At 55.0% G+C, this 19,801-nt stretch carries 16 protein-coding genes; 5 read left to right on the top strand and 11 right to left on the bottom strand.

Annotated elements, in window-relative coordinates:
* The first annotated feature begins 158 nt into the window (after nt 1-158).
* Entirely contained in the window at nt 159-830 is a 672-nt protein-coding gene (locus tag ACKGJP_RS03770) for a DUF559 domain-containing protein (RefSeq protein ID WP_409344356.1), read from the top strand.
* Between the two features lie 782 nt (nt 831-1,612).
* Here the strand turns inward: ACKGJP_RS03770 and ACKGJP_RS03765 are convergent.
* The 4 genes from ACKGJP_RS03765 to ACKGJP_RS03750 form a co-directional block, all read right to left on the bottom strand.
* Nucleotides 1,613-2,959: an ABC transporter substrate-binding protein gene (locus ACKGJP_RS03765; RefSeq protein WP_409344355.1), complete on the bottom strand. Its 1,347-nt coding sequence runs from the start codon at nt 2,957-2,959 to the stop codon at nt 1,613-1,615.
* Between the two features lie 176 nt (nt 2,960-3,135).
* On the bottom strand, nt 3,136-4,056 hold the full coding sequence (locus ACKGJP_RS03760; RefSeq protein WP_409344354.1) for a dihydrodipicolinate synthase family protein: 921 nt from the start codon (nt 4,054-4,056) through the stop codon (nt 3,136-3,138).
* 36 nt (nt 4,057-4,092) lie between these two features.
* Nucleotides 4,093-4,923, bottom strand: a complete 831-nt coding sequence (locus tag ACKGJP_RS03755) for a carbohydrate ABC transporter permease (protein WP_409344353.1) — start codon at nt 4,921-4,923, stop codon at nt 4,093-4,095.
* Between the two features lie 21 nt (nt 4,924-4,944).
* Nucleotides 4,945-5,838 carry a carbohydrate ABC transporter permease gene (locus tag ACKGJP_RS03750; protein ID WP_409344352.1) on the bottom strand — a complete coding sequence of 298 codons (894 nt, stop codon included), beginning with the start codon at nt 5,836-5,838 and terminating at the stop codon, nt 4,945-4,947.
* Nucleotides 5,839-6,099: 261 nt separating this feature from the next.
* Between ACKGJP_RS03750 and ACKGJP_RS03745 the strand changes: the two genes are divergently transcribed.
* From ACKGJP_RS03745 to ACKGJP_RS03735, 3 genes are all read left to right on the top strand, one after another.
* Nucleotides 6,100-7,314 (top strand): MFS transporter, encoded by a 1,215-nt coding sequence (locus ACKGJP_RS03745; RefSeq protein WP_409344351.1) that lies wholly within the window; start codon nt 6,100-6,102, stop codon nt 7,312-7,314.
* Nucleotides 7,315-7,394: 80 nt separating this feature from the next.
* Nucleotides 7,395-7,583 carry a hypothetical protein gene (locus ACKGJP_RS03740; protein WP_409344350.1) on the top strand — a complete coding sequence of 63 codons (189 nt, stop codon included), beginning with the start codon at nt 7,395-7,397 and terminating at the stop codon, nt 7,581-7,583.
* A 293-nt stretch (nt 7,584-7,876) separates the two neighbouring features.
* Entirely contained in the window at nt 7,877-9,160 is a 1,284-nt protein-coding gene (locus tag ACKGJP_RS03735; protein ID WP_409342688.1) for an IS110 family transposase, read from the top strand.
* Between the two features lie 1,037 nt (nt 9,161-10,197).
* On the opposite strand, the gene ACKGJP_RS03730 is transcribed toward ACKGJP_RS03735, so the two are convergent.
* The 6 genes from ACKGJP_RS03730 to ACKGJP_RS03705 form a co-directional block, all read right to left on the bottom strand.
* Nucleotides 10,198-11,877, bottom strand: a complete 1,680-nt coding sequence (locus ACKGJP_RS03730) for a response regulator (protein ID WP_409344349.1) — start codon at nt 11,875-11,877, stop codon at nt 10,198-10,200.
* A complete protein-coding gene (locus ACKGJP_RS03725; RefSeq protein ID WP_409344348.1) occupies nt 11,849-13,654 on the bottom strand; it encodes a sensor histidine kinase in 1,806 nt (601 codons plus the stop codon). Before ACKGJP_RS03725 ends, ACKGJP_RS03730 begins: the two co-directional genes overlap by 29 nt.
* 444 nt (nt 13,655-14,098) lie before the next feature.
* Nucleotides 14,099-14,464 (bottom strand): response regulator, encoded by a 366-nt coding sequence (locus tag ACKGJP_RS03720; RefSeq protein WP_409344347.1) that lies wholly within the window; start codon nt 14,462-14,464, stop codon nt 14,099-14,101.
* A gap of 14 nt (nt 14,465-14,478) precedes the next feature.
* Nucleotides 14,479-16,188 carry a response regulator gene (locus ACKGJP_RS03715; protein ID WP_409344346.1) on the bottom strand — a complete coding sequence of 570 codons (1,710 nt, stop codon included), beginning with the start codon at nt 16,186-16,188 and terminating at the stop codon, nt 14,479-14,481.
* A 6-nt stretch (nt 16,189-16,194) separates the two neighbouring features.
* Nucleotides 16,195-16,737: a heme NO-binding domain-containing protein gene (locus ACKGJP_RS03710; protein ID WP_409344345.1), complete on the bottom strand. Its 543-nt coding sequence runs from the start codon at nt 16,735-16,737 to the stop codon at nt 16,195-16,197.
* A 34-nt stretch (nt 16,738-16,771) separates the two neighbouring features.
* Nucleotides 16,772-17,830 (bottom strand): HD domain-containing phosphohydrolase, encoded by a 1,059-nt coding sequence (locus tag ACKGJP_RS03705; protein WP_409344344.1) that lies wholly within the window; start codon nt 17,828-17,830, stop codon nt 16,772-16,774.
* 211 nt (nt 17,831-18,041) lie between these two features.
* Here ACKGJP_RS03705 and ACKGJP_RS03700 point away from each other — a divergent pair, with 211 nt between their 5' ends.
* On the top strand, nt 18,042-19,238 hold the full coding sequence (locus tag ACKGJP_RS03700) for a hypothetical protein (protein WP_409344343.1): 1,197 nt from the start codon (nt 18,042-18,044) through the stop codon (nt 19,236-19,238).
* A 186-nt stretch (nt 19,239-19,424) separates the two neighbouring features.
* On the opposite strand, the gene ACKGJP_RS03695 is transcribed toward ACKGJP_RS03700, so the two are convergent.
* Nucleotides 19,425-19,667 (bottom strand): hypothetical protein, encoded by a 243-nt coding sequence (locus ACKGJP_RS03695; protein ID WP_409344342.1) that lies wholly within the window; start codon nt 19,665-19,667, stop codon nt 19,425-19,427.
* Between the last annotated feature and the right edge of the window lie 134 nt (nt 19,668-19,801).

Genomic DNA, 19,801 nt, shown 5'->3' with positions numbered 1-19,801 from the left:
ACGCCGCCGCAACTGGCACGAGCGCCGTCGCTTTTTATGAAGAGACTGGAATCCGATCCGTCCTTTCTTTATAATAAGAGCTATGAGGCGAAGAACGTCCCTTTCCATTCCTGCGAGTGGAGCGGGGCGTTTTTTTATTTAAAAAAGGAGGGAGAAATGTGACGTTTGAACAAGCGCATGCGGCTTGGATTGGCCGGCATCTTGAGAACCGGACTGGAGAACGCCGAGGGCGGCTGGAGAGAGGACATCGTCACGCCGAGCAGCAGTTTCTTCAGAACGTTTGGTGGCCGTTAACAGGCGGCTTCGACGATCTGCATCCGGAGTACGAAGTGCTCGATTGGCGGGGCAGGTCTTATTTTGCCGATTTTGCTTGGCTGCCGGGTCATGCTAGGCTTCTCTATGAAATCAAGGGCTTTGCTGCGCACGTGCAAGAAATGGACCGGCAAAAATATCGCAATGAGTTAAACCGCGAAACGTTCCTTCATGCGATGGGTTACCGCGTCATCTCGTTCGCCTACGACGATGTCGAGCAGCGTCCGGAGCTTTGCATCACCTTGCTCCGCATGGTGCTGAGCCGTTATCAGCCAAGCAAGACGCCGGTTTCGCGCGCCCTGCTGGCCGAAAAAGAACTGATTCGGCTTGCGATCCAGCTCGCACGGCCGATTCGGCCTAAGGATGTGGAACGGCATTTTGAGGTCGATCATCGTACTGCCGTCCAGATGCTGCGAAAGCTGTGCGCCAAAGGCTGGCTGCAGCCCTGCATTCGAGGCCAAGGCGAAAGGATTCTCAGCTATACTCTCGTTCACGGAGTGCTGGATAGCTTGGACTAACTGGAAATGAGGTCAAGGTTAAGGATTCTCTGCTATATACTTGTACGCGGGGGACTGGATAACATGGACTAACTGGAAATTAGGCCAAGGTGAAAGGATTCTCTGCTATACACTCGTATGCGGGGAATTGGATAGCTTGGATTAACTGGAAATGAGGCCAAGGTGAAAGGATTCTCTGCTCACTTGTACGCGGGGTGCTGGATAGCTTGGACTAACTGGAAATTAGGCCAAGGTGAAGGATTCTCTGCTATATACTTGTACGCGGGGGACTGGATAACATGGACTAACTGGAAATTAGGCCAAGGTGAAAGGATTCTCTGCTATACACTCGTATGCGGGGAATTGGATAGCTTGGATTAACTGGAAATTATCCATCAATTTTCTCGTATTCGGCAATAATGTGCTCAGCTAGATGGATAATATGCCGTTAATTCAGCAGATTGGGGCTTTTTCACGGAGGAAGTAGAGGAATAACTGGAGGTTTTCCAGTTACTCCTCTTTCTAGCGTAATCCGCTGAAATGAGCTGGAGGTTTTCCAGTTAGCCGCTTCTTCTATGTACAGCGGGTTAACCAGCTAACGGCCGGCCGAGGTACAAGTTGGAGTCGTCATAACGATTCAAGCTGGCGCAGTCATTCTTTGTCGGCCGGGTTACAAGCGGAGACTTCCTCTCTACCCCAGTTAACGCAGCCATTTTGACGGCTCCGCATTCCAAACGCCACCGGCGAACGGCAAAAACCCCGGGCTGGCGGCCATGCCGTTAGTCCGGGGGTTGTACGGTGTGTTACTTCGAAGAATTCGCGATAATTTCGTTCGCTTTTTTGGTCCAGTCGTCCAGCGCTTGCTGCGGCGTCTTCTTCTTGGTCAGCGCGGCTTGAAGCTCTGGGAAGAATGCATTGCGCGTTTCCGGATAGCCGGGAACCGCCAAACCGATATCGCCGGCATACTTGAACAGCTGAATCGTCTTCGACTGAAGCGTGCCGTCGGCATAGTTTTTAGCCAGCGACTTGCGGGTAGCGATAACGGAAGACGCTTGCGCCATTTTGGCCATATTGTCTTTGGAATTGATGAACTTGGTGAACTCTTTGGCCCATTTCATTTTAGTCTCGTTTTTCGTGTTCCACACCCATGTGCCGTAGCCGAACAGAACCGTGTTCGACGATTTGCCGTCCTTGGACGGGAACGGAAGAAGGTCGATGTCGAATTTTTTGGCTGTACCTTCGGTAAACGCCTTATTGAACGCCGCGACGTTGGCGATATTACCGAATGCCATGCCGAGCTTCCCTTGCAGGAACATATCGTTTAGCACGGAGCTTGCCTTGAGCCCCGCCGCGCCCGGAGGTACGACGCCTTCGTCGACCATCTTTACAAGGAATTGCATGCCTTCCGCGCCTTGCGCCGAGTTGATGACAGCCTTGGTGCTGTCCTCGCTCCACGTTTTCGCTCCGTAACCCCACATCCAGGCGTGGTGCGCTTGGTCGCCGCCCGTATCCGCCGCGTACAGGCCGTAGCCGTAAACCTGCTTGGCAGGATCCGTAACCGCTTTAGCCGCTTTCATGAATTGCTCGGTCGACCACGTCTCGCCGCTTTTCGGAAGCAGATCAAGCGCGTTCTTATCCTTAAAAAGATCCTTGTTGATCAGCAGACCGATCGATACGGTACTGTTCGGATAAATATAGAGCTTGTTGTCCACCGAGACGTTCTTCAACGTCTTCTCCTCGAAATCCGCTTTGTCGACCATTTCGTCGAGCGGAACGAGCAGGTTTTTGCGCGCATAGGACAGCGGCCAAAAAATCGAGCCTTGCTGGACATCCGGCAGCGCTGCCGTATTGGCGGCTATGCTGATCCGTTCGTTGATTTTATCGTCCGGGGTCTTTACCATATTGATCTTGACGTTCGGGTTCGCTTTCTCGAAATCGGCCTTGATTTCCTCGTACGCTTTCTGTACATCCTCGCGGGTATCGATCCACCATGTGAGCTCGACGTTCTCTTTGCTCGGACTGGCGCTCGCTCCGGCCTTGCCGCCGGCGTCCGTTCCGCTTTTGCTGCCTGTATCGCCGCCGCTTCCGCAGCCTGCCAGCGATGTGACCACGAGTGCCGATGCTACCAGTGCCATAATCTGTTTTTTCATCAATGCGACCTCCCCAGAATGAATGATCTATGGATAAGACCTGTACGGTCGAACCACCTTAGTATACCCTTGCAATGCCGGACACAAGAAATAACGGTTGAGCCCTCATTAGATTTGGAACATAATGGCGTTAAAAGCTTAAACGAAACGATGAGCTGCGCTTACCCTAGAATAACCTACCGCTGCTTCGTCTCCTCAATAAAACGAACGATTCTGTCGTTCAGCTCGGACACTTCGGCAAGTCCGTGCTCCGGAATCGGCAGCATCGGCATACGCGGTTCCCCGATGTCCAATCCGCGCATTTTCATAATCGCCTTGCAGCCCCCATACAACGACGGCAGAGCAAGCAGAGAGACGATAATTTCATTCACTTTGTACTGCCATTTGCGGGCCTCGTCAAGCTTGCCCTCGGCCAGACAGCGCTCGATTTCCATATACAGCTCCGGCATGACGCCGTACGTCCCGCCGATTCCGCCGTCCGCTCCCATGCTCCGTCCGGCCAAATATTGCTCATCCGGCCCGTTAAGCACAAGAAAATCGGATCCGCCGACCGCTTTGAAGCGCTGCAGCTCGAACGTGCTTTCCGCCGAAATCTTGACGCCGATCACCTTGTCCTGCGCCGCCATCTTGGCGAGCAGCGAGGCGGAGAGCTGAAAGCCCGTCGTCTGCGGTATATGGTAGATGATGAACGGCAGCGAGGTGCTGTCGATCATCGCCTGCCAGTGCCGCTCCACCGCGTCCGGCGACAGCCGGTAGTAGATCGAAGGCACGGCCGAGATCGCATCCGCACCGACCGCTTCGGCGTGCTTCGACAGCTCGACGCTGTCGCGGGTCGACGGGGCGCCGACATGAGCGATGACCGTCAGTTCGCCGCCAATCTCCGCCATAACCGCTTCCAGCGTCGCTTTGCGCTCGCTGACGCTTTGCAGCATGCCCTCGCCCGTACTGCCCCCGACATAAAGTCCTTTGACCCCGATGTTCGCATAATGGCGGGCCAGCTTCCGCGCGGCTTGCGCACTGACTTCGCCTTCGCCGTCATAGCAGCTGTACATGGCGACGATCACACCTTTAAACTTTTCCAAATCGTAACGCGTCATCCTGTATTCTTCCTCTCTGCTGTTACCCGTTAGTTGTTATCCCTTGACCCCGCCCAGCGTAATGCCTTTGACAAAATATTTCTGAAAAACGAGAAACACGATGAAGACCGGGATAAACCCGAGCGTCGCGGCCGCCATCTGCAGCCCGTAATTCGCCACGTATTCGGTGACCAGGGTTGAAATGCCGACGTTGATCGTCATTTTATTGCTGTCGCTCAGCATGATGAGCTGCCATAAATAGTCGTTCCAGCTTTGAGTAAAGGCGAAAATCGCAAGCGCTCCGATCGCCGGCTTCACGACGGGCAAGAAAATCCGGAAAAACAGTCCCAGCTCCGAGCAGCCGTCCATTTTTCCCGCTTCAAGCAGCTCCGTAGGTACCGATTGGCTGAACTGCTTCATCAGGAACACGGCGAACGGAATCGAAATCACCGGTAAAATGACGCTCGCCAAATTGTTGACGAGGCTCATCTCCTTCATCATCGTAAACAGCGGAACCAGCGTAATTTGCCGCGGGATGAACATCGCGATGACGATAGCCGTAAAGAGCGTTTTCGCTCCGACGAAACGTTTTTTGGTCAGCGCGTAGCCCGCCATCGAAGCGACCAGGCATACGCCGGCCGTAGCGGCTACCGATACGATCACGCTGTTGCCCAGCCATTTGAACACCTGCCCGGCTTCGATCAGCTTATCGAAATTGACCGTGGTCGGCACCGACGGAAACAACTCGGGCGGAAACTTGACCGCAGAGGACTGATCCTTGAACGCGCCGGTTACCATCCAGTACAACGGGAACAGGAACAATGCGGCGAATAAATATAGAATAAGATTCGCGACGAATTTTAACGAATGAGTCGCAGCGCTTGCCATGATGACGGTTCCCTCCTCCGCTTAAAATTCGACATCGGCTTTCATAAGCCGGAACTGCACGACTGCGACGACCGAAATGAGTGCCGTAATGAGAATGCCCATCGCCGAAGCCATGCCGAGCTTGCCGTAAACGAATGCGGTATTATACAGCAAATACATAATCGTGGACGTCCCGTAGTTCGGGCCGCCTCCGCTCATCAGCTGGACGACGACGAACGTTTGGAAAGCCCAGATCGTCGACATGACTAGAATGTACAAAGACGTCGGCTTCAGCAGCGGCAGTGTAATGTTGCGGAACTTATGCCAGCCGTTCGCGCCGTCGAGATCGGCCGCCTCGTAATAATCGGGAGAAATGTTGCCCATCGCCGCCAAAAACAGAATGATCGGCTGCCCGACGTTAAACGTTACGACGATAATGATCAGTGCGGGAAGCGCGGCACGCTCGTCCGCCATCCACATGATCGGAGACGCTCCGAAGGACGTCAGCATGTAGTTGGCCATCCCGTTTACGGGGTTATAGATCCACGCCCAAACGAGCGAGAGGATAACCTGCGACGTCACCACAGGCAGGTAGAAGGCGCCGCGGAAAAAAGAAGCGATATGCTTGTTTTTCCGGTAAATCATTTGCGCCACGAACAGAGCGAACAGAAACGTCAGCGGCACGGTGCCGGCGACAAAGCCGAACGTGTTGGCGATCGATCGCAGAAACACATCGTCTTTCAGCAAATACGTGTAGTTGTCGAAGCCGATCCACGTCTGCGAGCCAAGTCCGTAATCGAACAGGCTGATATAAAAAGCCCGCAGCATCGGATATACCTCGAACAGGAAGAAAAACAACGCGAAAGGCGCGATAAAGAAATATCCCCAATAATCGCCCCGGACGGCGCGGATTCGTTTCAACGCTTTAGTCGGCATCACCATCACTCCAATCTTCTGTATAGAATAAAGCGTTTACATCAATGAATTATACGCTTACATTTTAGCCGGGGACAGGAACGATCTTTGTGCCATTGTTCACTTCCGTTCGAAGTTTTCGGTCAGTATTCACGATTTTTAGAGCATGTTCATTATTTCGAGAAAAAAGCCTCCTGTCCGTCAGCTAAAGGTTTATAATGGAATAATCGCAACAGCCGTACAAGCGACAAGCTTTGACCGAAAGGTGATGGAACAACGATCATGAGCGCTCAACCTCAATCGACCGGCTATCGGATTCCGCTTTTTTGCGCGGTTACTCTGCTTTTCTGGTTCTCCATGTATACATGCGTCCCGATTTTGACGGCTTATGTCGAAAGCTTGGGCGCTTCCAACAAAATGGCCGGCCTGATCGTCGGGATGTACGGCCTGAGCCAAATGCTGCTTCGCATCCCGGTAGGCATCGTCTCGGACCGCCTTCACAAAAGAAAAATGTTCATCATCTCGGGGATGTTCGCCTCCGTTATCGCGGGAGCAGGCATTCTGCTGAGCGACGATGTGACGTGGATATTGGTGCTGCGGATCATTGCCGGGGTGGCGGCGGCGACTTGGGTGGACTTTACGATCTTGTTCGCGAGCTATTATGCCAAGAAGGAAACGACCCGCGCGATGGGGACGATTTCCGTGTACAATTCGCTTGGGCAGATGCTGGGGATATTGAGCGGCGGTTGGTTTGCGGATCACTACGGGTGGGAGTCGGCCTTCCTGATCGGCTCGGCGGTCGGTCTGGCCGGCATGGTCGGGGCTTTCTTCATCGTCGAGAAATTCGAGGACAACGAGCAGAAAATTACGATGCAGGGTATCGCCGAGGTCGCTAGCGACCGTATTTTGCTGGTGGTGTCGTCCTTATCGATACTATTCCAGCTGCTTACGTTCGCTACGGTGTTCGGCTTCACGCCGCTATATGCGCAGACGCTCGGCGCCAGCAAGCTGGATATGGGGCTGCTCACCTTCTGCTCGACGCTGCCGACGGCGATCGCCGCCTGGATCGGGGGACGGTATTTGGCGCAAAAGCTTGGAGAGCGCAACGTCATTATCCTCGGGCTGGCGCTCAGCGGCGCCTTTACGGTGCTTATTCCGTTCACCCATTCGCTGTGGCTGCTGATCGTCACGCAATCGATCGCAGGCTTCGGCAGAGGCTTCACCTCGCCGGTGCTGATGGCGCTCAGCATCAAGCATATCAGCCCGGAGAAGCGCGCGACGGCCATGGGTTTCTACCAGGCGATATACGGGCTGGGCATGTTTGTCGGTCCCCTGTTCATGGGGATCGCCGGAGACTGGCTGACGCTGCGCGAAGGCTTCGTCATCGTCGGAGTCCTCGGCTGCGCAACCGCGCTGCTCGGCCACGTGCTGCTCAAGCGCGTTCTCGCCCCTCGGACCGGCAGCGGCCGGGCGCAGGACGTCAGCGCTGGCGCTTGACCGGTGTACAGGCAAGCGGGCCTGCTGCGAGGCAGACTGGCTGTGGCCGGGTGCTGTACGTCAGCGCTGGCGCTTGACCGGTGCGCAAGCCGGCGGACTTGCCGGGAGGCAGATTGGCAGCGGCCGGGAGCAGAACGTCAGCGCTGGCGCTTGACCGGTGCGCAAGCCGGCGGACTTGCCGGGAGGCAGACTGGCTGTGGCCGGGAGAGCTGAGCCGCTGCGCAAAGGCTGGGGATGACGCCCCTCATTCGGGGTTTACGGAGAAATAATGAACCTAGATTCACAAATAGTGAAGCAAACTTCACTATTTGTGTGCAAAAATGAGCTTTCCTGTGAATAGTGAATCAGATGTCGCTATTTGGCCGTTTTGTTCACTAATAGTGAAGCTGGATTCACTATTTGATCGGTGCACTTGTTTTTCCGGGTCTTTAGTGAACTTACATTCATTATTAGCATTCCTGTAGATGCTAAGAAATCGGCTTTGTAAAGCACGAGCACCCTCTGTATAGTAGATCATGTCACGGGCAGTGACTAACAGATCCACATGGGAGGGTGCTCTACTATGAAGTTTAAACAAAGAGACGTACAAAATCAACGGATTGAACGAATTTCTACGAATCATCTCATTATCGGTATCGACATTGCCAAGGAGCGGCATGTGGCTCGTGCCGTTACTTACCGTGGATTAGAGATAGGCCGACCTGTCACGTTCGAGAATCAAGGAGAGGGCTTTGGGAAACTTTTACGATGGATCGGACAACTCCAACAACAGAAAGGCCTCTCCTCACTCATCATCGGCCTTGAACCGACCGGACATTATTGGTTCAGCTTGGCCGATTGGTTGATGGACCTTGGCCATGAGGTCGTTCTCGTTAACCCCCTGACCACAAAACGTAACAAGGAAAACCGAGATAACAGCCAATCCAAGAACGACATCAAAGACGCGCTGGTCATTGCCGATGCCGTAAGCCGTGGATATTACACCACTTACAATCGGCACGCAGCCATCTATCGGCGGTTGCGCATGGTAATGAACGACCGCGAATACTGGGTCAAGCAACTGACAAGCTTGAAGGGCCGACTTCACCGCTGGCTGGATATTCACTTTCCTGAGTACAGACTGGTATTTTCCGACTGGGAGATTGCGCGGTCAGTCGCCACGCTGAAGGCTTTCCCGCTGCCCGAAGATATCGCACCGATGACAGCTGAGCAGATGATTACCGGCTGGAAGGAAGAAGGCGGCATGAAGCGTGCAGGCGGGAAGACAGGACTAGAAACGGCCGCCAGGCTCCTCGCTGTAGCCCGTAGTTCTGTTGGGAGTAAGGTTGGATGTGAAGAAGCGCGTAAAGAAATTGCGCGGCTTGTAGAGGACTATGAACGGTTAACCGAAAGGCTAAAGGAGATGGAGCATGAGCTCGACATCCTACTTGCCCAGGTACCGGATGTGGTGAACCTACTTCGCACCATAAAGGGGCTGAGCACGCTGTTCATAGCCGCTTTATTGGCCGGATGCGGAGAGATAAGCAAGTATGCACATGGACAACAGATCCTTTCCCAAGCGGGTCTCAACTTAACGGATAACAGCTCGGGGAAATACGAAGGCAAAGTAGGAATCTCAAAACGAGGCAGGCGACAGCTGCGCAAATATCTGTATTTGGGAACCTTGTCCTTGATTACAAATAACCCGCAGTTTAAACGGTGGCACGAGCAAAACGTAAAAGAAAAGAAGATGAAAAAGCATCGCTCCGTCTTTAAACTGATCGGTAAACTAACACGGATCATGATAGGTATGGTAAAACGAGGGGAAGCCTTTCGGGCGAACGATGTACAAGAGGCTGCAGCCTAGGAGGCTCCCACTTGGGCAACATGTTTCACAAGAGGAAAGTAGCATGGGAACACAAAGGTTAGCGTACGTATTTTGGCTCATTCGCAGGATGGAAAACACATAAGCACGGAGTACCGAATGTGGGTTCACAAAGGGCACTGACCCGTTACACTAGCATTTCGGCCTCCACCTCTTGGATAGGTATAACGAAGGAATGTAAGGGCGAAGACCCGTTGAGAATTGGGAGGGTAAACCACCAAGACGATTGTGGAGTATACGTGCATCATAACGGAAATGATTGGGGATTGAGGCCTTTCCTCTATTCCCGCATACCCAAAATGATGCTCCCAACGGGTCAGGTCCTTGCCTCTACGGAAAGCCTGCTTCAAAGAATGGTGAAATCCTGCGAATGAGCGAGTATTCGTGAGATAATCACTACGAACAGAGGGAGTGAACCCAGCTTCACTATTTCCGCCGACATGGGCTAGAACACTCTAACCTTCAACAAACTTGCATTTCTTTAATTGAATTGGCTAATCTGGTTACTTGGTTATTGTGGTGGTCGGGCTTGCCAAGGATGCTATGCGAGTTTAGCTACTCCGGCTAGCAGCCATGGCTTCTCCTTTGTTGTTACTTTTGGCTACTTTGGTTACTTGGTTATTGTGGTGGTCGGGCTTGCCGGGGATGCTATGCAAGTTTAGTTACTCCGGTTATCAACCATGGCTTCTCCCTTGTTGTTACTTTTGCCAATCTGGTTACTTGGTTATTGTGGTGGTCGGGCTTGCCGGGGGTGCTATGCTTTAGTCACTGCGGCTGGGTTCCCGTGTTTCCAGAGGAGCTAGGAGTACTTAGTTGCAGTGACTAGCTGCCAAAACTCCTTCGAATATGGGGCGTTGTATAAGCCCGCCGCTATTAAACGGAAAAAGCCGTCAAACCCGCACAGAGTGAGGGTGACGGCTTTTATAGTTTCGAATCAGGCGGCATGTTGCAGTCAAGTATCCGCTCAGCCGGGTTAGCCCCAGCGATGTCAAGGAGGCCATCCCCTGCCGGCCGCAGCCTCATGACGTCGGCGTCCTCGGCTGGAATTGGGCGCGGTACTGCTGCGGGCTGACGCCTTTTATTTTTTTGAACACACGGCCGAAATAGTTGATATTGTCGTAGCCGACCTGTTCCGCGATCGCGTAGCTCGGCAGATTCGTCTCGAGCAGGAGCTCGGCCGCTTTATCCGCGCGGATCTGGTTGACGTACTCGACGAAGCCGGTGTTCGTCTCTTTCTTGAACAAGTAGCTCAAATAGCTTTCGTTCATGTTCACGACCTCCGCCGCCTTGCGCAGCGACCAGTCATCGGCAATATGCTCCTTGACGTAAGCGAGCAGCCGCCCGATTTCCTCGCGGTACGTCCCGCGGCTCACTTCGCGCGCACGATTGCCGCATACGGCAATCAGCCAGTCGAACCAGCCCCTCGCTTCCCCCAGCTCCTCGAAGGCAAGTACCTTCTTGTATAGCGGCTCCTTCTCCTCCAAGCCCTCCAGCATAAGCTCGTCGTATTTCCGCCATTCCGTCTGCAAAAAATGAAGCAGTTCCAAGCAAATCCGGATCGCGCTTTCGACAGGCTCCTTCCTCTCGTACAACCTGTCGAATACGCCGGAAACGATATCCTTCATCGCCTGCTCGTCCATACTGCCGACTGCCAGCTTCAGCTTCTGTTCGTCCTCTTTCGAGATCGGAACGGGTAAGGCTCCTTCAGCAGCAGCCGCAGCTGCCGCACTGACCGAAACGCTGCCCTTGCCGTTGTAGAAATAAGCCTGCAGTGCCCGCTTCGCCTGTCCGTAAGCGGCTCGCACCTCTTCGGCTTGCGCGAACACCCCGCTGATGCCGACGCTGACCGTCACGCTCAAAAAACGTTTAGCCGCGCTGGCAAGATCGCTGCCGATCGCCATGAGCATGTCCTGCGCGTTGGCAGGGGCGGAGGAGAATGGAATGAGCAGGACGACCTCATGCTCCCGATAGGGCAGGACGCAGCCCGGCGTCCATTTCTGCAGCTCCAGCTCGAGCAAATTGAGCAGCGTCCGCATGGACGGACCGCCGTTCGGCGAGCTCGGCTGGCCGCCATGAACTTGCAGCAGCATAACCGCATTGCTGGCGGCAAGCGCGATAGCCAGCGCCCTATCGCCCGACTCCAAGCCAGCGGCCGCGTCCGTGCCCGCGCTGCCTCCAGTCTCAGTACCAGCCTGAGGCCGGCGCCCTTCCAGCCAGTCATGCAGCAGCCGAAGCTTGGCCGCTTCTCTTCCCTCGGCGTCCGACCCGCCGCTCTCCTGCGTCTCGCCCCCGAGCCGACGCTCAACCTCCCGGCGCCCGGCCGCTATTTTATCCGCCGTCTCGACAAGCAGGGCGAGCAGCTCGTCCGGCTTCATCGAAGCCTTCAATATATAGTCGTCGACCCCCCTTTTCATGGCGGTGCGCACATATTCGTATTCGTTGTGGCTGCTCAGCACAATGATCCGGGTGTACGGGTAGCGTTTGCGAACCGCTTCGATCAGCTCCAGGCCGTTCATATTCGGCATCACGATGTCCGTCAGCAGGATGTCCGGCGCGGACCGTTCCATCGCCTCCAGCGCCTGCTTGCCGTCCGGGGCGTCGCCGACATAGTCGAAGCCGTGCTTATCCCAATCGATCAGCGACTTAATGCCTAGCCGCACCAATATTTCGTCATCGACCAGCATGACCTTCAGCCGCATAGCCGTCACCTCCCATGTGCGTTTTGAACGGTACGACAAGCTTCACCGTTGTCCCCGCTTCCCCGTCGCTTTCGATTTCCAAACCGTACGCTTCCCCATATTGCAGCCGGATCCGGTCATGAACGTTCCGGATGCCGATCCGCTGCAGCGGCCTGTCGTCGGACGGTTCGCTCAGCGAACGGCGGAATTCCGCCAGCTTGTCCGGTTCTATACCGGCTCCATTGTCGTGGACGACGACGATCAGCCTGTCGTGCTCCCGCATCGCTTCGATCGTAATCTCACCAAGCCCGTTGCTCTGGTCGATGCCGTGCACGATGCTGTTCTCGACGATCGGCTGCAGCATGAATTTGATCGCCTCGCAGTCGTACAGTTCTTCCGGTATCTCATAACGGACGGACAGCTTTTCGTTGTATTTCAGCTTCATCAGTGCGATATAGTTCTCGATATAAGCGATTTCCTGCCGCAGCGTGATGAGGCTTCCCTCCCGCCCGATGCTCGCTTCCATAATACTGCCGAGGCTGGAGAGCATTTCGCCGACGTCATGGTTGTTGCGGATGTACGCCATCCACTTGATGTTGTTCAGCGTGTTCAGGATAAAATGCGGGTTGATTTGCGCCTGCAGCGCCCGGAACCGCATATCCTCTTTTTGTTGAAACTGCTCTTTCTGCCGTTGAATGAGCTCGCGAATCTGCTTCACCATCTTGTTGTAAGAACCGATCAGCGTCACGATCTCCTGAGGACCGGATTCGGACAACCCGCTATTGAACTGCTTTTCCTCCAGCTCCTGCATCCGTTTGTTCAGCAGCTTGACCGGCCTCGAGATACTGTACGAAATCGAGTACGTGATGCCGATAAACACAATGAAAATAAGCGCAAAAATGGCGATATTGGCCCGGCGTATGTCGAAGATTTCCTTGAACACCGTGTCATACTTCGTAACCTGCACGAGCTTCCAGCCGGTCTGGCTTACCGTATCGTAATTGGCGATCCACTTGGTCCGGTCCTTCTCCATGATGATCTGCCCGCGTTTGCCGCTGAAAATTTGGGAAAGATATGCCGGATAAGCGAAGCTGGCGCCCGCTTTGGAAGCATGCGAACCGGAAACGACGGTACCAGTTTCGTCAAGCAAGTACAGCTCTCCCTCCAGATTCGTAAAATATTTACGGATATCTTTCTCCGGCACGCTGAATACGAGCATCCCGATATTTTGGCTCGTCTGGAAGTCGGTTACCGTTTTGACCATCGTAATGATCGACTCTTTGTCCGCATAGGTGAAGCTTTTGTTGTTGATCATCCATTTGATTTGATACGGGCTTTTGAGCATATCGCCGTACCATGAAGCGTTTACATATTCGTTGTACATATTTTTGTCGATATAACGGGAGCTGTACCAGTTGCCGCGCATGTCCATCAGCGTCACGTAAGTATCGGTAAAATACGAGCTGTACAGCTTGTTCGTAATCGTATCCTGTAGCCGCAGCTTGTCATACTCGCTGAAATCCTCCGGTCTTTGGAGCATAGCGGTTATGCTGGCATTCATCGAAATACCGGCCACCGATTTCAGCATGTCATCAAGGAACAGGCCGACGTTAAAATTGACCTGGTACAGCGCTTCTCTTGCCGAATCGCCGATTTTACGCTCGATGGCGCTTTCCAGCGGCTTGTCGATGTAGTAGAACGTTAGCGAAAAAGGAACGATCAGAAACAGCAAAATGGAGAAGAAGATTCGATTGCGAATCGTGTTCCATGACTGCAGCGAGCTTTTGCGTTCCGCCATCCTCCGACTCCTCCGATCCTTGCGCCGTTTCCTGTTGAAAACGCTGTCCGTTATTCTCTTATTATAGCGGGAAAGCTTCTTTTCACAAGCAAAGGGACCCTTGCCGGCATCATGCAAAATAATCCTGCGGTCTGGGGCGGCTCATATGTCGGACTATCAATCCCTTGTCTGTGCAGCTTTCGAGACAGCCGTATAGTCTATTAGAAAAAGCTGCATCCTAAGGAGGCGGCAAAAGGTTATCGAGCCGGAACAACAGCTCCGGACATCGACCGAAAATCCTTCGCAGCCTCCAATCGAAGACGGACGAAGCGTTGATGGAGCGGTACCGCTGTCGTATTCGTCAAAATCGTACCCGATACGCAAGGCCGATACAGGCAATGCCCAGTCACAGCCGAAAAAACGGAAAAAGCGCCCCTAAAGGCGCTTTTCGTCGATCCATACGTCTTAGCGGTTCAAAAAGGCTTCCATTTTGCCGAGCAGTCTGGCCCATTCCACAGGCTTCGTGTCGAACTCGTCGCAGCCGGCTTGGAACGCCCGCTCGCGGTCGCCCGACATCGCATGAGCGGTTAGGACGATGACCGGGATATGCCGCGTCGTCTCATCCGCCTTCAATTGGCGCGTCGCCTCCCAGCCGTCCAGCACGGGCAGGCTCAAATCCATCAGGATTAGGTCCGGTGAAGCCGATTTCGCGGCAGCCACCCCTTGTTCGCCGTCTACGGCCATCACAACCTCGAAGCCTTTGCGGATCAAACGGCGGGAAAGCATATCGCGGTTCATCTCGTTGTCTTCGACAAGCAATATCGTATGCACGTTCTCAGCCTCCATTATTTCCGTTCATCGATGCGAGCGGCCATCAAATCGCGAACTTCCCTAAGCAAAGCGTCACGGTCAAAAGACCCTTTCTGGACGATGTTCTCCACATAACCGTTTAGCCGGCTGCGATCCTCTCCCGTAATCGTCTTGGCCGTCACTACGACAATCGGGATGGAGCACCACTCTTCGCGTTTGCGCAGTTCGGCGACAAATTCGAAGCCGTCCATTTCGGGCATCATCAAGTCGAGCAAAATAAGCCTCGGCACCGCTCTCGCAACGCAGTCCAGAGCGATGCGGCCGTTGCCGGCCCGCGTGACGCGAAATCCTTCCTTCTCCAGCATCTTCGTCATCATTTCGCTAGTCGTTACATCGTCTTCGATGACCAGAACGGAATCCGACATCCGCTCGGGAATGTACTTGTCCATGACCGAAATAAGCCGTTCGCGCTGAATGGGCTTCATCAGAAACTCCGATGCGCCAAGCGCGTAACCGAGACTTCTGTCGTCCGTCATCGTCAGCATAATGACCGGGATCGCGGCCGTCTCCGGATCGTTCTTGAGCGCGGTCAGCACGTTCCAGCCGTCCATGCCCGGCATGAGCACATCAAGCGAGATGACCGTCGGACGCAGCTCTTTGGCGAGGCGCAGCCCTTCCGGTCCGTTAGGAGCGATCGCGACCGTCCAATTCTCCTTGCTTAAGAAGCGCTGCAGCAAGCCCAGCATAGCCGGGTCGTCGTCGATGATGAGCACGGTACAGGCGCCTTCCGCCGCGCCTTCCGCTCCTTCCGCCCCCGCCTCTGACATGCGGTGCATGACCTCCTCCTGGAGAGGAAGCCAAACGGCAAACGATGTGCCTTGTCCGAGCTCGCTCTCGACCGTAATGGAGCCGCCCAGCATTTGGGCAAAACGCTGGCTGATCGCAAGCCCAAGCCCCGTTCCCCCGAATTTGCGGGTCGTCGACGAATCCGCCTGCGTAAACGCCTGAAACAGGCTCGCCACCTGTTCCTCCGTCATGCCGATGCCCGTATCGCTGACGCGAACGGCAATCCCCTTCTTGCCTGCGAACGCCCGCTCCTCCGTCGTTATCCGAATCGTTCCGCCCGACGTAAATTTGGCGGCGTTGCTGAGCAAATTCAATATGATTTGCCGCAGCTTGGTTATATCCGTCCGCATCTCGCCGCCTGCAATATCCGCCTCTAGGCGATTGCCGCCCTTCTCCAAGAGCGGCTTGACCGTGGCGATCGCATCCTGAAGAACATGCGAAACGTCGCAGGTTTCCATATAAAGGTCCATTTTGCCCGCTTCGATTTTGGACAAATCCAAAATATCGTTGATCAGCGTCAGCAAATGCTTGCCGGACGTATGAATTTTGCCGAGATCATCGATAAAGCTTTGCTCGCCGAGCTCCTCCGCTTCTTCCTTCAGCATTTCGCTGTATCCGATAATCGCGTTGAGCGGCGTCCGCAGCTCATGGCTCATATTGGCGAGAAACTGGCTCTTGATCTGGTTCGCCTCGATCGCTTCGTCTCGCGCTCTCGACAGCTCCGCGGTCCGTTCCTTGACGAGCTCCTCCAGCTGATCGTTCAGATGCCGAAGCTCCTGGTTGACATAGTATATTTCGCGCGTCTTCTGCTCTGCGATTTCCTCTGCGGCCTTGCGCGCCTTCTTCTCGCGCTCCAGCTGCCTGCGGAGCAGCTCAAGCTCCTCGGCTCTTTCCGGCATCGCCCGTCACATCCGTTTCAAGGTAAACCGGGCGGAGGTGCCGGAAGCGCCGTTCAAATCTTCCCGTTTTACTTCGATATTTTCGCCGTAATGGCTGATGCAGCCTGCAATGAGCCCTTCCGCCAGATCCGCGAAGGGCCGCGAGGAACGGTACGTCATGACCAGCGTTCCGGGCGTCGACGCGTCGTATTCGAACCCCGGAAGCTCCGCTCCGGGATACAGCTTCAACACTTCGACATGGATGTAACCGTCCACCTTCTGCAGGAATTCGAAGACGGTTTCGTTTTCTTCCGCAAACCGCGGATGCATGCCGACCAGCTCGCCGAACAAGTATTCGCCGAATGTCTTTACGAGCGCATTCGCCGGGATGCCGGAGCGTTCGCTCAACTGGACGACAAGCTTGATGATTTCGCCGTGATCGTAGGTTCCGACCGCCGTATAGCTTCCGCCGGACGGCAAATCGGACGCCTCAATGATATCATCGGCGATTTTGAGCGAAAATTTGCTTTCTACCATTTCCAGAAAAGCCGTAAATACCATGCCTTTCATCCAGACACCCCTTCTTTATCTGCTTGCACGTTCTTTATATATCGACTGTCTTGAGCTTGCCGGCCGTTTGCTCCAATACCGCTAGGAACGCCTCGACCACCTGCGGGTCGAAATGAAGGCCCTTCTGCCTCAGGATTTCCGCTACCGCCTCTTCCGAGCTCCATGCCGCCTTATATGGCCGTTCGTGGGTCAACGCATCGTAAAAATCGGCGATTGCGACGATTCGCGCCGACAGCGGGATGTCCTCGCCTCTGCGCCCTTCCGGATAGCCGGTGCCGTCCCATTTCTCGTGATGCGACAAGGCGATCGTCCCCGCCACCTCCAGCACCGAGAACGAGCTGCCTGCCAAAATACTCGCGCCGATCGTCGTATGCGTCTTCATCTGCTCGAACTCCTCGGGCGTAAATTTCCCGGGCTTGAGCAGCAGGCCGTCGGGAATGCCGATCTTGCCCAAGTCGTGAAGCGGCGCCGCCTTCCGGATGAGGTCCGCTTCTTGCTCTTGCAGCCCTAATTCGCGGGCGATGTTTCCCGCCATTTGTCCTACCCGCTGCGTATGCTGACCGGTCATGTCGTCGCGATATTCCGACGCGCGCGCAAGCAGCTCGAGAATTTCCAGCTTGGCCTTCTCCAGCTCCCAGGTCCGCTTGCTGACTCTTTCCTCCAGCAATACGTTTTGATTTTGCAGCTGCAGATGCAGGTACCGGCTCTTGAGCAAATTGTCGATCCGGAGAATGACTTCCGTCTTATCGAACGGTTTCGTCAAGAAGTCGTTCGCGCCTTCCTGCAGCGCACGCTGCTTCGCCTCCTGCGTAACATCCGCCGTCAGCACTAGAACCGGAAGGTAATTGCCTTCCGCGATCAGCTCCTTCAGCAGCCTCAGGGCGGCGAACCCGTCCATGCCCGGCATATGCAAATCGAGCAGGACGATATCCGGCTCAATTTCCTGAAACAGCCCGCTAAGCCGAAGAGGGTCCGTCGTCGTATGTAAGTTCGTGAAGCCCGACCGGCCTAACATCCGCTGCAGAAGCGAAATGTTGTATTCCTGATCGTCCACGATCAGGAACTTCGCCTGCCTTCTCCATTGCTCGTCCATCTGTCCCACCTACTCCGCCACATTTCCTTTATCTACCTAAAATGATACAGCCCGCAGAGGTTTGCCGTCCAGCATTAGTTTTCATAATTCGACAAAGCGGCGATTCTTGTCGAAGGGCCGATTCCTCTAATGAAATCCAGAAAATCCTACAATCGCGCCCACATGTCGGATGTAGTATAATGGGTCTATCAACGATTGGAGGTATATCCCTTTGAATACAACCGCCGGTAACGAGCTGATGCGCAATGGCACAGAGATGATTAATAAAGGAGCGTTCGGTGCGGCTGCTTTTTATTTTTTCGGAGCTGCCAAAACGAATCCGGCCCAGCTTGAAGCATGGATGAATTTATTCGTCTCCCTGCAGCAGCTGGATCGCCAAATCGACTTGCAAATCCTGCTGGCGCGCTACGCGCAGCTTGGTCTTCCGTTCGCCCCGCCGTTCGCGGCGGCAGCAGCTACCGTATACCGCAATAACCCGCTGGCGCTGCGCGACTGGCTCGAAACGACCCGAACGAACGGCGTTGCGGATAAAGACAGCAAGGAGATGTTCGACGCGCTGAAGGCGGACGTCGACAATGCTTGCGTTCAGCTTACGGAACAGCTCGACGCCGAGCAGCTCGAAGAGAAGGGCATCATGCCGCTGCTGCGGATCGCCGCCTACAAAACGCCGCTGGAATTATGGGCGGAGCAGCCGGACGACGGCGTGCTGAGCCGTATCGAAGAAGCGATCGCTACGATGGAGTACGCCAACGCGCTCGAGGCGCTGCAAACGCTGGCGCTGTTCCCGCTGCCGCGCACCGAGACGATCTTGCGCAAATGCTGCCGCGACGAGCAGCTGTCCACGAAGCTGCAGACGCATGCTCTCATTACGCTGCGCAAGGCCGGCATTTCGGGCAACATCCGCGTGGCCAAGAACGGCAAAACCTGGACGGTCGATCTCGACAACCCGGAAACGCCGCTTGAGGACAAGCTGCCGGACGCTTTCGAGCCGATCATGAACTGGGTCGCCGCATGGCTGGCCAAGGAAAACGGCGTCATCGACGGTCCTTCCTTCGCTAAGCTTGCCGCCGAGCCTACGCAAATCAACGCCGCCGCCATTATGGAGAAAATCGGCGAGAAGCCGCTGCCGCAGATCGTCATGATGTCCGCCGGCTTCATGCTGAAGGAAGCCTACTTGCACTATTACCCGGATATCCCTTATACGGGCTATCAAGTCAGCGAGTGGGGCTACGCGCTGATCGACTTGATCAAGGCCTACACGAAGCATGCGGACATCGAATGGGAATACGGCAAGCAGCCGGCCCTCAGCGGTACGGCGATACGCCGCAGGGAATGGCTGGTCGACGCGATTCCGGAGCTGAAGGAAGTTGTAAACGGACAAGCCGGCTCGGATAGCGACCCGGAATAAAGGCATAAATGAAAGACTCTTCCAATGAACGGGAAACCCGTGCGGAAGAGCCTTTTTTTGGTTAACGCGACCCGCTAACCCTGCTGATGCCTAGTCATTCCTTGAGCGTGAGAAGGGCTAGCAGTCTGTAAACGATGACCGAAGCTTCGGCTCTTGTCGCCGTCCATTGCCGAAATCCCCCGGCAGCTACTCCCGGAGCGCATCCTTCAACCGGCTGGACATGGAGCCGGCCGCTTTCATTTGCAGCTGTCCGCGCAGCCGCTTGACCTCCTGCTTCAGCCGCTCGTTCTCCGCCGCCAGCTCGCCGGCATGCCCGATCGCGTCTCCGACCATGCCCAGCAGCTCCGCATCCTCATGGCCTGCGGCTCGAAGCCGCTGCAGCAGCTCGGCCAGCAGACGCTCCGTCTCCGGCCCGTTTGTACGATTCATCGTCTCTCCTCCGGTTCGTTCCTTATCCAACGCTATTCCGCTATCGTATCACACCTGCGCGTCCGGAGCGAACGCCCCTCTTGAATTTGCCCGGCGAAGGGAAAGCTGCGCCTTGAAGCGAGACTTGATCGGCA

The organism is Paenibacillus litoralis, from assembly GCF_046244365.1.
In the GTDB taxonomy this organism is placed as follows: Bacteria; Bacillota; Bacilli; order Paenibacillales; family NBRC-103111; genus Paenibacillus_V.
Note: the sequence above shows the minus strand (reverse complement) of the source record. Positions and strands in the feature narration are given on the sequence as shown.